Consider the following 13,004-nt stretch of genomic DNA (forward strand, 5'->3'; position numbering starts at 1 on the left):
TCTAAGCGATCTTATTTAGCCAGGTTTTCGTTTACGAATTCCCAGTTTACCAGAGCCCAGAAGTGTTTCAGGTAGTCTGGACGCAGGTTACGATAGTCGATGTAGTAGGCGTGTTCCCACAGATCCACCGTCAGAAGTGCTGTCTGGCCGCTGGTCATAGGTGTGCCGGCATTGCTGGTGTTGACGATTTCCAGAGCACCTTCTGCGGTCTTAACCAACCAAGTCCAGCTCGAACCAAAGTTGTTTACCGCTTTGTCATTGAACTCTTCCTGGAACTTCTCAAAAGAACCCCATTTAGCATTAATTGCATCGGCAATTGCGCCTGTTGGCTCGCCGCCACCATTTGGAGACAGGCAGTGCCAGTAAAAGGTGTGGTTCCAAACCTGAGCTGCGTTGTTGAACACACCACCGGCCGGTGCAGAGAGGATGATCTCTTCCAGAGATTTGCCTTCAAACTCCGTGCCTGGGATCAGACCATTCAGCTTCACAACATAGGTGTTGTGATGTTTGCCGTGATGGTATTCCAGAGTTTCTGCAGAAATGTGAGGTTCCAGTGCATCTTTTGCGTATGGCAGAGCAGGCAGTTCAAAACTCATAGTTTCACCCTTGTTAATTGACAGGTTGGTTCTGTAAAGCGTTAGCAGATGTCTAATAGACTCTGAGTCGCATCATCATAGCATTGAATCTGCGATCTATCATGGCACAAAAAGTGTGACTTTCTGCGTCTTGGTATGCGCAGATCCATCGTTAATGGGGTCATATTGCCGAAACATCAAGTGGAAGTGAGCGCTTTCAGGAGATCCTGCTCCCAGTCCAATAAGCCTAAGGCAATAAAGCTTGGGTTCTCAGGACTTTCCTGCTGGTTGTAAGCATGGGGCTGTGCACTGGGTAAGGCCAATAAGCGCCCACCGGCAGCTTCTAAGATAGGTTGGGCTGCGGCGGTATCCCACTCGCTGGTGGGGGCTAGGCGCAGATACAGATCGGCTTGACCTGCTGCAATTTGGCAGATTTTTAATGAGCTGCCCAGTACTTCAGTACGCAGTTGATATTCTGGATGCTGAACCAGCATCTTGGCTAAGGCTTCGGACTCATGCTGTGAGTGGCGTCGACTGGTCAATAATAAAAGCTCCGAACCTGGAGCGCGGCAATGCAGAGACACGATCTGCCCTTGGTGCTCCAGCCAGGCACCTTCGGCATTACCCCAATAAAATAGATCCTGAGCCGGTGCATAGACAAAACCGAGCCGACTGCGCTGCTGATAGATAAGAGCAAGATTGACGGTAAACTCACCGTTACGCTGCAAAAACTCACGGGTTCCATCCAAAGGATCAACCAACCAGTATTGGCTCCAATGCTGGCGCTCATGCCAAGCGGGTAAACGCTCCTCTTCACTCATATAAGGAATGTCGGGAAAGAGTTGCTGCAGGCCTTGGCGCAGATGTTGATTGGCCAATAAATCGGCGCGAGTGACCGGTGATGCATCGGCCTTTTCCGCAGTGGCCCAGTCATCACTGGCATAGACTTGCATGATGATCTGCCCGGCTTCACGTACCAGAGCTTTAAGTGCTTGCAGATCTTGGTCCGTTATTTTGATCATGAGGTTTCTCCTAAGCAGACTTTAAAAGCACCAAAGCTGCGTTCATACTGTAAAAAACAACATACTACGACCTTATCGCATGAATTTGGACTGGCACAAAATCGATACGCTACTCCTAGATATGGATGGCACTCTGCTCGATCTGCATTTTGATTCTTACTTCTGGCTGGAGTTTTTGCCCGAGCGTTATGCGCAGGCACACGCCTTGCCTCAAGACGAAGCGCGGCGTTGGTTACATCAGCGAATTCAGCAAGAGCAGGGTACGTTAAATTGGTATTGTCTGGACTATTGGAGTGAGGTGTTGCACCTGCCGATTGCGCAACTCAAGCGGGAAGTCGCCGATAAAATTGGTTTTCGTCCCCACGTTGAGGATTTTCTAGAGGCCGTGCGCGCTGAAAATATACGGACAGTGATCGTGACCAATGCTCACCGTGATAGCTTGAGTCTGAAAATGGAGCAAACCGGCCTGGATCGTTTGGTTGATTTGGTGATCTGTTCGCATGATTTTAAAGCACCTAAAGAAGATCAGGCTTTTTGGCAATTTTTACAGCAGGTTGAGCCGTTCAATCCTCAGCGCACGCTCTTAGTGGATGACAGTTTAGCCGTCTTGCGTTCTGCGCGAGACTACGGCATTCGCTACCTTCTTTCAATTCTACAGCCAGACAGTCAGGCACCGAGCCGAGAGATTGACGAGTTTGCAGCCATTCACCATTTTGATGAGGTCATGCCCAAAAAATGACTCAGCATTATTTTCATACCGATCATAAGGTGCGTTTAGATAAGTGGCTATGGGCGGCCCGCTTTTATAAAACGCGTGCGCTCGCCAAAGCGATGATCGAAGGCGGTAAGGTGCATTATGATGGTGAACGTGCCAAAAGCAGTAAAATGGTTGAGGTTGGAGCCCTGATTACTTTGCGCCAGGGATTTGATGAAAAAACGGTGCGTGTTTTGGCGCTGTCCGATCAACGTCGTGGAGCGCCTGAAGCACAGACGCTGTATGAGGAAACCCAAGACAGTCTTCAAGCGCGTGAAGCTAAAGCTCAGGAGCGTAAACTCTTGGGCAGTGCGCCCGATCAACGGCCCAATAAAAAGAGTCGACGTGAGCTCTTACGGGTGAAGGGCAGCTGGGACTAAGATCTCGCGCGGAAAAAAGCCAAACGCTTTAGTAAGGGCAGTTTGCCGAAAATCTGAAATACCGGTGTGAAGACGCGCTGTAAGCCTAAAGTAAAGCTCAAGAGCAGTGGTGAATAAAAACCCCAGGCCAGTACCGGTAGCGCAATCGCTAACCCGCCCACTGCAACATCGCTGAACCAATGTGCGCCGCCCACCATGCGCGGCAGAATGGCAAATAAAGTGAGTGCCAAGGCTAGGAGGCGTCCTATTAAGGGGCTATTCCATAATAAATACCCCGCCCAAATCACCATCACCGTCGCATGATCTCCTGGAAAGCTGCGGCCCGATGCATCTTTTGCCGAAATATTGGGGAAAAGTTCAGTGAGCATGTAAGCGGGTTGCAGCACTAGAGAGGGGCTGGGACCACTCAGCTCCAGAAGCTTTGCGATTTCATAAATGACATAACGAAAGGGCAGTAGTAGCAGTATTAAGGCTAAAAATCCGACTAAAGCTTGCTGGAGCTGCGGTGCTCGAAAGCTCGGGCCAGGAAAGACCAAAAAGGCCAGCATGACCACTGCCAGAGCCAAGTCTTTATAACGAGTGTTGGCCCAAGCCCAGAACCAAGCCCAGGTACCCCCTTCAGCCAGACTGCCGTTAAGGATCAAAAAAATGCGTTCATCCAGACTGCGCCAGAGATCTTGCCCACTTGGCCAGATAAAGCTCAGCATCAACACCAGTGCGATGAGATGTAGTGTTAGCAGAGGTTTGATCTGCCATTGATTGGAGAAAACGGGCGTATGAGGTGTCATAGCGAATCGAACGACCTGTTATGATAAAATTGGCACTATGGTAACAGTGCATCTCAGGGTGTCCAAGCGCGAATCTTGGTTCTGGCCTTGAGTCCAAAAGGATTCTTTTTTGAGACATAAATATGAGCAGCCCCGATAGTATCCAGCGTATTTTATTTGATGAAGTCGATGTTCGTGGAGTCGTCACGGGTCTGGGTGATAGCTATCAGGCGGTCTTGCAGCGCAACGATTATCCAGAGGTGATTCAGACCTTATTGGGCGAGATGTTGGCGGCGGTCACGCTGCTCAGCTCAACCTTGAAGTTTGAGGGGCGTTTGAGTTTGCAGGCTCAGGGCGAAGGCTCGGTGCGTTTGCTGATGGCGGAATGTAGCTATAACGCACAGGTGCGCGCCATTGCGCGTGTAGATGGTGAGTTACCGGATACCACCGATTTTTCTAAGCTTTTAGAGCAAGGGCGTTTAGCCTTAACTCTAGAGCCGGCGCAGGGACAGCGCTATCAAGGCGTTGTGCCACTTGAGGAATCGAGCCTTGCCGGTTGTTTGGAAGCTTACTTTCGTCAGTCTGAGCAGTTGCCGACACGCTTATACTTGGCAGCCGATCAAGAGCGTGCGGCGGGTCTTTTGTTGCAAGTGATGCCCGCTGCGGGTACGGGGACCTCAGATTGGGAGCATATTACACTGCTGGCTGACACGCTCAAGACAGATGAGTTGCTGCAGTTGGAAAACGAAGCGATGCTCTATCGTTTATTTCATCAGGAGCATTGCCGGTTGTTTGAGCCCAGCCCTTTAGCCTTTGGTTGTGATTGTTCGCGTGAGCGTTGTGCCAATGCCTTAAGGGTGATGGAGCAGGAAGATCTGCAGCAAGCTGCAGTGGAGCAGGGGGGGGCGATTCAGGTTTCTTGTCAGTTCTGCAATACCCAGTATCGTTTTGATCCCGCCGACCTGCAGGCCCTCTTTACAGAAGGTGGGCACTTGGGTTCAGATGCCGCGCTGCACTAAGCGGCGTGGCGGCTAAACTCGGCGGTAAAATTTCTCTCTAACAGTGAATGCGAATGCCTATCTATTATGCCCATAGTCAAAATTTTATGGCATAATTCGCGCTCCCCGCATATTAATAAGAATTTGAGCTCCGATACTCGGCACACTGAACAGCGTTGACTGAGGTCTAGCCTAGTTTACCGGGCGTTTAACCGGGCTTTCAGGTAGGGGTCGTAATTGCTCTTAAGTAACTTGTTGGCAGCAAGCCAAGGGAATCCGTAATGACTAAAGATACCATCAATATTGCACATCTGAATCTGAGCCCCGCAGAATTGGTCGAGCGGGCCTTGCAGCGTAATGAGGGTGTGCTGGCCGATACCGGTGCGCTGGTCGTCACAACCGGAAAGCGTACAGGTCGTTCGCCGATGGACCGCTTCATTGTCAAAGAGCCAACTACTGCTGAGGCAATCGACTGGGGCAATGTAAATCGTCCTTTCGACCCAGTTAAATTTGATGCCCTCTGGCAGCGCGTTGAAGCTTGGCTGGAAGGCGAAGAGCGTTATGTATCGCATGTTCACGTGGGTGCGGATCATCATCATTACCTGCCGGTTAAAATGACAACCCAGACTGCTTGGCAGAATCTGTTCGGCTTGAATCTATTTATTCGTCCACATGAGTACAACCCTAAGGGCAAGGATGAGTGGCAGATTATCAACGCGGCGGGCTTTGTTTGTGAGCCGGAGCGTGATGGTACCAATAGCGATGGTTGTGTCATTCTGAACTTCGCTGAGCGTAAAGTATTGATTGCCGGTATGCGTTATGCCGGTGAAATGAAAAAAGCCATGTTCTCTGTACAGAACTTCCTGCTGCCTGAGCAGGATGTTCTGCCTATGCATTGTTCTGCAAACATCGGTGAAGACGGTTCCACGACCCTGTTCTTTGGTTTGTCTGGCACGGGTAAAACGACTTTATCTGCAGATCCAGAGCGTTACCTGATTGGTGACGATGAGCATGGTTGGGGTAAGGGCGTGGTCTTCAACATTGAAGGCGGCTGCTATGCGAAAACGATCAACCTGAGCAAGAAAAACGAACCGATTATTTGGGATGCGATTCGTTTTGGTGCCATCGTTGAAAACGTGACTTTGGATGGCCATCGTAAGGCCGATTACAATGACACTTCCTTGACTGAGAATGGTCGTTGCGCTTACCCACTGGAGCATGTTGAGAAACGCTCTGCAACCAATATGGGTGAGGAGCCGGATTCTATCGTCTTCCTGACCTGTGATCTGACCGGCGTTCTGCCACCCGTTTCTGTGTTAACAAAAGAAGCTGCAGCCTACCACTTCCTGTCTGGCTACACCGCGCTGGTGGGGTCAACCGAAATGGGTTCCGGGGGTGGTATCAAATCTACCTTCTCAACTTGCTTTGGCGCACCTTTCTTCCCACGTCCCGCGCATGTGTATGCTGATCTGCTGATGAAGCGTATTAATGAGTATGGTTCACGTGTATATCTGGTGAACACGGGCTGGACCGGTGGTTCTTACGGTGTTGGCGAGCGCTTCAGCATCCCGACAACCCGTGCGATCATCAGTGCTATTCAGAGCGGTGCATTGAAGGATTGTGAGACAGTACATCTGCCAGGTATCAATCTAGCGGTGCCGACTGCAGTACCGGGTGTGGATGCGGGTCTACTCAATCCTCGTGAAACTTGGGCAGACAAGGCTGCGTATGATGCGGCAGCAGCTGATCTTATTGGTCAGTTTGTGAAAAACTTCACTAAATTCACCGGTGTGTCTGAAGAGATCGTGAACGCAGGTCCACAGCTCTAATTATTCGGGCCTTAGCCAAAACCGAAAAAAACCGCCTTAGGGCGGTTTTTTTGCGGTATCCTTTAACTCACCAAATCAATCAGCAAGCAAGTCAACAAATTGGGGGGGCGAGCCTTACATCATTTTGATGACAGCTTGCACCAGCTTCTGAATACCTTCAGCGGCTTCACTGATACGACCTGCTAACATATAGGCTGGCGTTGACACGACTTTACGTGCCTCATCTATATGGAAACTGCCCACTTCACAGGCAACATGTTGTCCACCCATTTGTTCTATGGCTTGCGCTACTCCGGCATCTGTCCCGATAGTGCACTGGGTACCCGGTCCAATCAGCTTCGGTGCCATAGCCGGTGCAATACAGATTAAACCGATCGGTTTGCCTGCCTGATGAATGGCTTGGGTGAAGTTCAGAACATCGGGCTGAATGCTAAGATCAGCGCCCTGGGTGGCAAAGTTGGATAGATTCTTGGCGGCACCAAACCCCCCTGGGAAAATAAGAGCGGAATACTCGGCAGGATTGGCTTCGGCCAAATCTTTGATCTGTCCGCGTGCCAGACGGGCCGCTTCGATCAAGACATTGCGCTTCTCCGGCATCTCTTCGCCCGTCAGATGATTGATCACATGCATCTGATCAATATTCGGTGCCAAGCACTCGTATTCCACTTGTGCTTGGTCGAGTGCGAGGAGTACGAGTGTGGATTCATAAATTTCTGCCCCGTCAAACACACCGCATCCGGATAAAATGACCGCAACTTTCTTATTCTGCATAAATCACCTCAAAAACAGCTTTAGTCTACTTTTAGTTTGTAATCAATTTGGCGTAGATGCTCGATCTCTTCTTCTAAATCGGCTTGAGTTAATGGATGGTGTTTAAGCCAGCCGGGTGGAAAAGTAAGATGCAATTTCTGTTCTTCAACCTGCAATCTTAGCGCCGGTAAGCGCGCTTTGCTGCGACTGCGATGCAGAATCACGGCTAAACGCAAGAGAAGCGCCAGTTGCAAACAGGGCGTCTGAACCTCATTCGGTAGAAGTTTGAGCTCTTCTTTTGGGAGCTTACGGCGGTGACTGCGTACGAGAAAGGCCAGCATCTGCTGTTCTGGATGGCTAAACCCCGCTAAATCGGAATGTTGCAGCAGATAAGCGCTGTGACGATGAAAGCGGTTGTGCGAAATGGTGAGGCCAATTTCATGCGTGCGTGCAGACCAGCAGAGCATGTCATGCATTTCTGAAGCTGTGAGTTGCCAGGTATCACGTGCCTGAGCGAAGAGAATTAAGGCGGTTGCTTCAATGTTGCTGGCGTGGCGCATATCCACTTGATAGCGTTTCATAAGAGCACGAATGGTACGTTCACGGACATCCTCATGGCGTAGGCGTCCGGCCATGTCATATAAAACCCCTTCTCTCAGGGCGCCATCGGAAAAGGCCATTTCGCGAATATCGAGCGAGTCAAACACAGCGCGTAGAATCGCGACCCCTGCGGGTAAAACGGCACGGCGTTCAGGTTTGACGTTGTTGTACTGAATATCTTGAACATGTTTGAGGCGAAGCAGATCTTGCTCAAGCTGATTCAGCGCATCGCGAGTAATACGATTTTGGCTATAACCCATCTCGGTGCAGGCCTGATTCACCGCTTTGATGGTGCCTGAAGAACCAACACAACTATCCCAGCCGAGACGACGATAGTTGCGGCGTATGGAGAGCAGTTCCTGCATCGCTGCGGTATACGCCTGATTAAAGCCCTGCTTGGTGATGTTGCCTTGCGGGAAAAACTCTTCAGAGAAGCTGACGCAGCCCATCTGTAAGCTTTCTAAGAGGCGTGTTTCAAAACGCTCACCAATAATAAATTCAGTGCTACCACCCCCAATATCAACGACTAGGCGCTGGCCTGTGTCGTCCGCTTGAGTGTGGGAAACACCCAGATAAATTAGGCGAGCTTCCTCATGGCCCGAGACGATTTGTAAAGGCAGGCCGAGTAGACGTTCAGCTTTGGCGGCAAACTCATCACGATTTTGCGCTTCGCGTAGAGCGTTGGTTGCAACGGCACGGATGGCGCGGCGTGGAATGTCACTGAGGCGTTGTGCGAAGCGGCTTAAGCAATCCAAACCGCGTTGCTGGGATTCTTCTGAAAGCAGTTTGTTGTCATCTAAGCCGGCTGCAAGCTGAACCTTTTCGGACATGACATCGAGCGTTTTCAACTCGCCTTCAAAGACGCGTGCAATCACCAGGTGGAAACTGTTGGATCCTATATCTATAGCAGCAAGTATTTCACCATTTTGCGGGGCTGTGGTCGTGGCTTCATCAACGAGCATCGGCGGCAAGTATCCTTCTCAAGCTAAAAAGCAGTTCTTGGTATTCTGCCAGAGGCGGGAGGCCATAAGAAGCGGCGCGAAGCATTTCACAAAAACTTAAACCTGTTATCATACGTTCACTAAGCCAAAGCCGGGTGTTATGATCGAATAACGATTTTAGCACCCAGTGCAATAGAGAGAGGGTCTCATGAGCGAAAACATTGTGAACGTCACCGATGCTACCTTCGAAGAGGAAGTAGTCAAGGCCGATGGTCCTGTGCTGGTTGATTACTGGGCTGAGTGGTGTGGCCCATGTAAAATGATTGCACCTGTATTGGAAGAGATTGCCAAAGAGTACGCAGGTCAGCTGAAAGTCTGTAAATTAAATATCGATGAAAACAACGAGACACCTCCAAAATTTGGTATCCGCGGTATTCCTACCCTGATGCTGTTTAAAGGCGGTAATGTCGAAGCAACGAAAGTCGGTGCTTTGTCCAAGTCTCAGTTATCAGCCTTTATTGACGCTAATCTTTAAGCCTCCTTCTCGAAAGTGCGCTGCCACAATATGCTGAGCAGCGCCTTTTGTTTCGAGGAGTTTTTCCCGTCATGACTGGACAGGCGCCAGTAAAGCGATTATATTCTGAACACGTTTACTTGATCCCCAATGTCCGGGGTGCCGTGTGGCGGTCTGCGTTACCTCTCTCAGTCGTTAACACGTATTCCTCAACTCTCCAGCATCCTTCAATATCAGCCTTCTCTGGCTACATCCGACCTGAACTATGAATCTTACCGAATTAAAACTTAAAAGTGTTCCAGACCTACTGGATATTGCCAATAGCATGGGCCTGCAGAATATGGCCCGTTCCCGTAAACAGGATGTGATTTTTGCCATTCTGAAGAAACATGCCGTCAGCGGTGAAGATATCTATGGCGATGGTGTGCTGGAGATACTGCAGGACGGATTCGGATTTCTGCGATCGGCCGATTCCTCTTATTTAGCCGGTCCTGATGATATTTATGTATCACCTAGCCAAATACGCCGCTTTAACCTGCGTACGGGTGACACCATCTCCGGTAAGATTCGTCCGCCGAAGGATGGGGAGCGTTATTTTGCGCTTCTCAAGGTTAATGAAATTAACTTTGATCGCCCTGAAAACGCTAAAAACAAAATCCTTTTCGAAAACCTCACGCCTCTCTTTGCCCAATCACGCATTCGTATGGAAGTCGGGAATGGCAGTACTGAAGATATTACGGCGCGGGTGATTGATCTGGTTTCACCGATGGGTAAAGGCCAGCGAGCACTTATCGTATCACCTCCGAAAGCGGGTAAAACCTTGATGCTGCAGAATATTGCCAACAGCATCACGCGTAATTGCCCGGAGTGTTATTTGATCGTGTTGCTGATCGATGAGCGCCCAGAGGAAGTGACTGACATGCAGCGCACCGTGCGCGGTGAAGTGGTAGCCTCTACCTTTGACGAACCTCCTTCACGTCATGTCCAGGTGGCAGAGATGGTGCTGGAAAAGGCTAAGCGTTTAACCGAGCATAAGAAGGATGTCGTGATTCTTCTCGATTCGATTACGCGTTTGGCACGTGCTTACAACACCGTGATTCCTTCTTCTGGTAAGGTCTTAACGGGTGGTGTGGATGCGCATGCTTTGGAGCGTCCTAAGCGTTTCTTTGGTGCGGCACGTAACATCGAAGAAGGCGGCAGCTTGACCATCATCGCGACGGCCTTGGTCGACACGGGTTCTAAAATGGATGAGGTCATCTTTGAGGAGTTCAAAGGTACCGGTAACGCGGAAGTACATCTTGATCGTAAGATCGCGGAGAAGCGAGTTTTCCCAGCGATTAATATTCGTCGTTCAGGTACCCGTCGTGAAGATCTGTTGACCACAGAAGATGAGTTACAGCGTATGTGGATACTGCGTAAGCTGCTCGATCCGATGGATGATTCCGCTGCCACTGAATTTGTCATTGATAAGTTAAAAGACTTCAAAACCAATGATGAGTTCTTCTTATCGATGAAGCGTAAATAAGGATCTGTCGCGCAAGGATGCGCGTATTCTCAGTCCTTTAATGTCGACTTTACCTCAATAAATTGAGCGGCGACCCCAACCAAGACCGAGATTATGTCCACTCCTAAATATAAAGACCTACGCGATTTTCTGCAGATGTTAGAAGCGCGTGGTGAGCTTAAGCGTATTCAGCAACCGGTCAGTCCAGTATTGGAAATGACGGAAATCAGTGATCGAACACTTAAAGCCGGAGGTCCGGCTTTATTGTTTGAAAATCCTGTGGGTTTTGATTACCCCGTTCTGACGAATCTGTTTGGTACTCCTGAGCGTGTGGCTTTGGGCATGGGTGCTGACTCCGTAGCGGCTTTGCGAGAAGTCGGTCAGTTGCTTGCCCAGTTAAAAGAGCCCGAACCCCCTAAGGGGTTTAAAGATGCTTGGGATAAGCTGCCGATCTTTAAACAGGTTTTGAATATGGGGCCAAAACTGGTGAAATCGGCTCCCTGCCAGGAACGTGTTTTTGAAGGGGATGAGGTCGATCTTTATCGTTTGCCGATCCAAACCTGCTGGCCTGGAGATGCTGGGCCCTTAGTGACTTGGCCTTTGGTTATTACACGAGGCCCGAATAAAACGCGGCAGAACCTGGGTATTTATCGCCAACAATTGATCGGGCGTAACCGCTTGATTATGCGCTGGTTAGCGCATCGTGGTGGTGCATTGGACTTCCGGGAATGGCAAAAAGCACATCCCGGCCAGCCTTTTCCTGTTGCCGTGGCTTTAGGCGCCGATCCGGCTACCATTCTAGGGGCTGTGACACCTGTGCCGGATACGCTTTCAGAATATGCGTTTGCGGGATTATTGCGCGGCGGTAAAACTGAGCTGGTTAAATGTTTGGGGAGTGATCTTCAGGTTCCAGCCAGTGCAGAAATCGTCTTGGAAGGTTATATCTATCCGGATGATCTGGCTGCAGAAGGGCCCTTTGGCGATCATACCGGTTATTACAATGAAGTGGATAACTTTCCCGTCTTTACGGTTGAACGCATCACCCAGCGTCATCAACCGATTTACCACAGCACCTATACTGGGCGTCCACCGGATGAGCCGGCGATTTTAGGGGTTGCGTTAAATGAGGTGTTCGTACCGATTTTGCAGAAACAGTTTCCGGAGATTGTGGATTTTTATTTGCCACCGGAAGGCTGTTCTTATCGCATGGCGGTTGTCACCATGAAAAAACAGTACCCAGGGCATGCTAAGCGTGTGATGTTGGGTGTTTGGTCTTTCCTGCGTCAGTTTATGTACACCAAGTTTGTGATTGTCTGTGATGACGATGTGAATGCGCGCGATTGGCAGGATGTGATCTGGGCGATCACCACGCGGATGGATCCACAAAGAGATACGGTGATGATTGAAAACACGCCGATTGATTATCTCGACTTTGCATCGCCTGTGTCGGGTTTAGGCTCAAAAATGGGATTGGATGCAACCAATAAATGGCCAGGTGAAACCCAGCGCGAGTGGGGCGAGCCTATTCAAATGGATCAAGAGATTAAAGCGAAAATCGACAGCTTGTGGGATGAGCTGAATATTTTCGGAGGGAAGTCGTGAAAATCTACACTACACGTTGCACTGAGTTTACGCGTTTAAATCACGATGTATTTCGTGCACGTTTGCGTCTGGAAGATGCTGCCAATTCATCTTTTGCGTTTGTGGCGGGGCAATATCTGAGCTTGAGCTTGCCCGATGGACGCAGCGCGTATTTTTCGATTGCGTCTGCACCGGAGCAGACTCAAGAGTTAGAGTTACATATCCGGCAGATGCCAGGCAGTGATTTAAATGCCGATATACTGCAGTACCTACATACGGGGCAGACTTTTTCTGTGGGGTTGGCCGAAGGTAAGGCTTGTGTCCAGGCAACGCAATTGAGCTCATCGACACATCTGGTTTTGGTTGCGGCGAGCACTGGCTTTGCTCAGATTAAAAGTATGGTAGAGCATCTTTTGGCGGCAAATTTACCTAATCCAATACATCTCTATTGGGCGGCTCGCCAAGAAGAAGATATCTATATGGAAGACCTCTGCTTACGTTGGGCACGTGATTATCCGCAACTAGAGTTTATTCCCGTCTTAAGTGAACCCCACGCGGGTTGGTTAGGGCGTAGAGGCTTGATTTCGGAAGCGCTGGTCGAAGATTTTCCCGGCTGGCATACCCAACAAGTGCAAATTTATGCCAGTGGCTCACCGGCTATGGTCTACGCCTTGGTAGATGCTTTAGCACCCCTCGGCGTTGCCGAGGAGCGTATTCACTCTGACGTGTTTGCCTACGCGCCGCGTCCTTAAAACATCTGTCTCCTTTAAAGATTAAGGTTTTAAGGGA

The 13,004-nt window shown here is 49.8% G+C and carries 13 protein-coding genes; 8 read left to right on the plus strand and 5 right to left on the minus strand.

What is annotated here, in order from left to right; genetic code table 11:
* Positions 1-11: 11 nt before the first annotated feature.
* Together sodB and cysQ are read right to left on the minus strand one after the other, a co-directional pair.
* Complete coding sequence (gene sodB / locus E1H14_RS00135) at positions 12-596, minus strand: superoxide dismutase [Fe] (RefSeq protein WP_149389444.1); 585 nt, start codon at positions 594-596, stop codon at positions 12-14.
* A 176-nt stretch (positions 597-772) separates the two neighbouring features.
* On the minus strand, positions 773-1,597 hold the full coding sequence (gene cysQ, locus E1H14_RS00140; RefSeq protein WP_149389445.1) for a 3'(2'),5'-bisphosphate nucleotidase CysQ: 825 nt from the start codon (positions 1,595-1,597) through the stop codon (positions 773-775).
* A gap of 79 nt (positions 1,598-1,676) precedes the next feature.
* Between cysQ and yrfG the strand changes: the two genes are divergently transcribed.
* Both yrfG and hslR read left to right on the plus strand, forming a co-directional pair.
* A complete protein-coding gene (yrfG, locus tag E1H14_RS00145) occupies positions 1,677-2,336 on the plus strand; it encodes a GMP/IMP nucleotidase (protein WP_149389446.1) in 660 nt (219 codons plus the stop codon).
* A complete protein-coding gene (hslR, locus tag E1H14_RS00150; protein WP_149389447.1) occupies positions 2,333-2,731 on the plus strand; it encodes a ribosome-associated heat shock protein Hsp15 in 399 nt (132 codons plus the stop codon). The genes yrfG and hslR overlap by 4 nt, the downstream gene beginning before the upstream one ends.
* Here the strand turns inward: hslR and E1H14_RS00155 are convergent.
* Positions 2,728-3,519: a phosphatase PAP2 family protein gene (locus tag E1H14_RS00155; protein WP_149389448.1), complete on the minus strand. Its 792-nt coding sequence runs from the start codon at positions 3,517-3,519 to the stop codon at positions 2,728-2,730. The two genes, hslR and E1H14_RS00155, sit on opposite strands and share 4 nt — an antisense overlap.
* A gap of 122 nt (positions 3,520-3,641) precedes the next feature.
* On the opposite strand from E1H14_RS00155, the gene hslO reads away from it, so the two are divergent.
* Positions 3,642-4,517, plus strand: a complete 876-nt coding sequence (gene hslO, locus E1H14_RS00160) for an Hsp33 family molecular chaperone HslO (RefSeq protein ID WP_149389449.1) — start codon at positions 3,642-3,644, stop codon at positions 4,515-4,517.
* 260 nt (positions 4,518-4,777) lie between these two features.
* Entirely contained in the window at positions 4,778-6,325 is a 1,548-nt protein-coding gene (locus E1H14_RS00165; protein ID WP_149389450.1) for a phosphoenolpyruvate carboxykinase, read from the plus strand.
* A 114-nt stretch (positions 6,326-6,439) separates the two neighbouring features.
* Here E1H14_RS00165 and elbB read toward each other — a convergent pair whose 3' ends face one another.
* Both elbB and ppx read right to left on the minus strand, forming a co-directional pair.
* Positions 6,440-7,096, minus strand: a complete 657-nt coding sequence (gene elbB, locus E1H14_RS00170; protein ID WP_149389451.1) for an isoprenoid biosynthesis glyoxalase ElbB — start codon at positions 7,094-7,096, stop codon at positions 6,440-6,442.
* Positions 7,097-7,116: 20 nt separating this feature from the next.
* Complete coding sequence (ppx, locus tag E1H14_RS00175) at positions 7,117-8,637, minus strand: exopolyphosphatase (protein ID WP_149389452.1); 1,521 nt, start codon at positions 8,635-8,637, stop codon at positions 7,117-7,119.
* 187 nt (positions 8,638-8,824) lie between these two features.
* Here ppx and trxA point away from each other — a divergent pair, with 187 nt between their 5' ends.
* From trxA to E1H14_RS00195, 4 genes are all read left to right on the plus strand, one after another.
* Positions 8,825-9,151 (plus strand): thioredoxin TrxA, encoded by a 327-nt coding sequence (gene trxA / locus E1H14_RS00180; protein ID WP_149389453.1) that lies wholly within the window; start codon positions 8,825-8,827, stop codon positions 9,149-9,151.
* Between the two features lie 244 nt (positions 9,152-9,395).
* The gene (gene rho / locus E1H14_RS00185) at positions 9,396-10,655 is read left to right on the plus strand and encodes a transcription termination factor Rho (RefSeq protein WP_149389454.1); all 1,260 of its coding nucleotides are present in this window, start codon (positions 9,396-9,398) and stop codon (positions 10,653-10,655) included.
* 93 nt (positions 10,656-10,748) lie between these two features.
* Positions 10,749-12,236, plus strand: a complete 1,488-nt coding sequence (ubiD, locus tag E1H14_RS00190; RefSeq protein ID WP_149389455.1) for a 4-hydroxy-3-polyprenylbenzoate decarboxylase — start codon at positions 10,749-10,751, stop codon at positions 12,234-12,236.
* Positions 12,233-12,967: an NAD(P)H-flavin reductase gene (locus tag E1H14_RS00195; RefSeq protein WP_149389456.1), complete on the plus strand. Its 735-nt coding sequence runs from the start codon at positions 12,233-12,235 to the stop codon at positions 12,965-12,967. The genes ubiD and E1H14_RS00195 overlap by 4 nt, the downstream gene beginning before the upstream one ends.
* The last annotated feature ends 37 nt before the right edge of the window (positions 12,968-13,004 follow it).

It is taken from the genome of Nitrincola tapanii (assembly GCF_008368715.1).
In the GTDB taxonomy this organism is placed as follows: domain Bacteria; phylum Pseudomonadota; class Gammaproteobacteria; order Pseudomonadales; family Balneatricaceae; genus Nitrincola; species Nitrincola tapanii.

What these genes read in the sequence shown, in the direction of transcription:
- sodB (WP_149389444.1), bottom strand. Translation starts at nt 596, where the DNA reads ATGAGTTTTGAACTGCCTGCTCTGCCATACGCAAAAGATGCACTGGAA.
- cysQ (WP_149389445.1), bottom strand. Translation starts at nt 1,597, where the DNA reads ATGATCAAAATAACGGACCAAGATCTGCAAGCACTTAAAGCTCTGGTA.
- yrfG (WP_149389446.1), top strand. Translation starts at nt 1,677, where the DNA reads ATGAATTTGGACTGGCACAAAATCGATACGCTACTCCTAGATATGGAT.
- hslR (WP_149389447.1), top strand. Translation starts at nt 2,333, where the DNA reads ATGACTCAGCATTATTTTCATACCGATCATAAGGTGCGTTTAGATAAG.
- E1H14_RS00155 (WP_149389448.1), bottom strand. Translation starts at nt 3,519, where the DNA reads ATGACACCTCATACGCCCGTTTTCTCCAATCAATGGCAGATCAAACCT.
- hslO (WP_149389449.1), top strand. Translation starts at nt 3,642, where the DNA reads ATGAGCAGCCCCGATAGTATCCAGCGTATTTTATTTGATGAAGTCGAT.
- E1H14_RS00165 (WP_149389450.1), top strand. Translation starts at nt 4,778, where the DNA reads ATGACTAAAGATACCATCAATATTGCACATCTGAATCTGAGCCCCGCA.
- elbB (WP_149389451.1), bottom strand. Translation starts at nt 7,096, where the DNA reads ATGCAGAATAAGAAAGTTGCGGTCATTTTATCCGGATGCGGTGTGTTT.
- ppx (WP_149389452.1), bottom strand. Translation starts at nt 8,637, where the DNA reads ATGCTCGTTGATGAAGCCACGACCACAGCCCCGCAAAATGGTGAAATA.
- trxA (WP_149389453.1), top strand. Translation starts at nt 8,825, where the DNA reads ATGAGCGAAAACATTGTGAACGTCACCGATGCTACCTTCGAAGAGGAA.
- rho (WP_149389454.1), top strand. Translation starts at nt 9,396, where the DNA reads ATGAATCTTACCGAATTAAAACTTAAAAGTGTTCCAGACCTACTGGAT.
- ubiD (WP_149389455.1), top strand. Translation starts at nt 10,749, where the DNA reads ATGTCCACTCCTAAATATAAAGACCTACGCGATTTTCTGCAGATGTTA.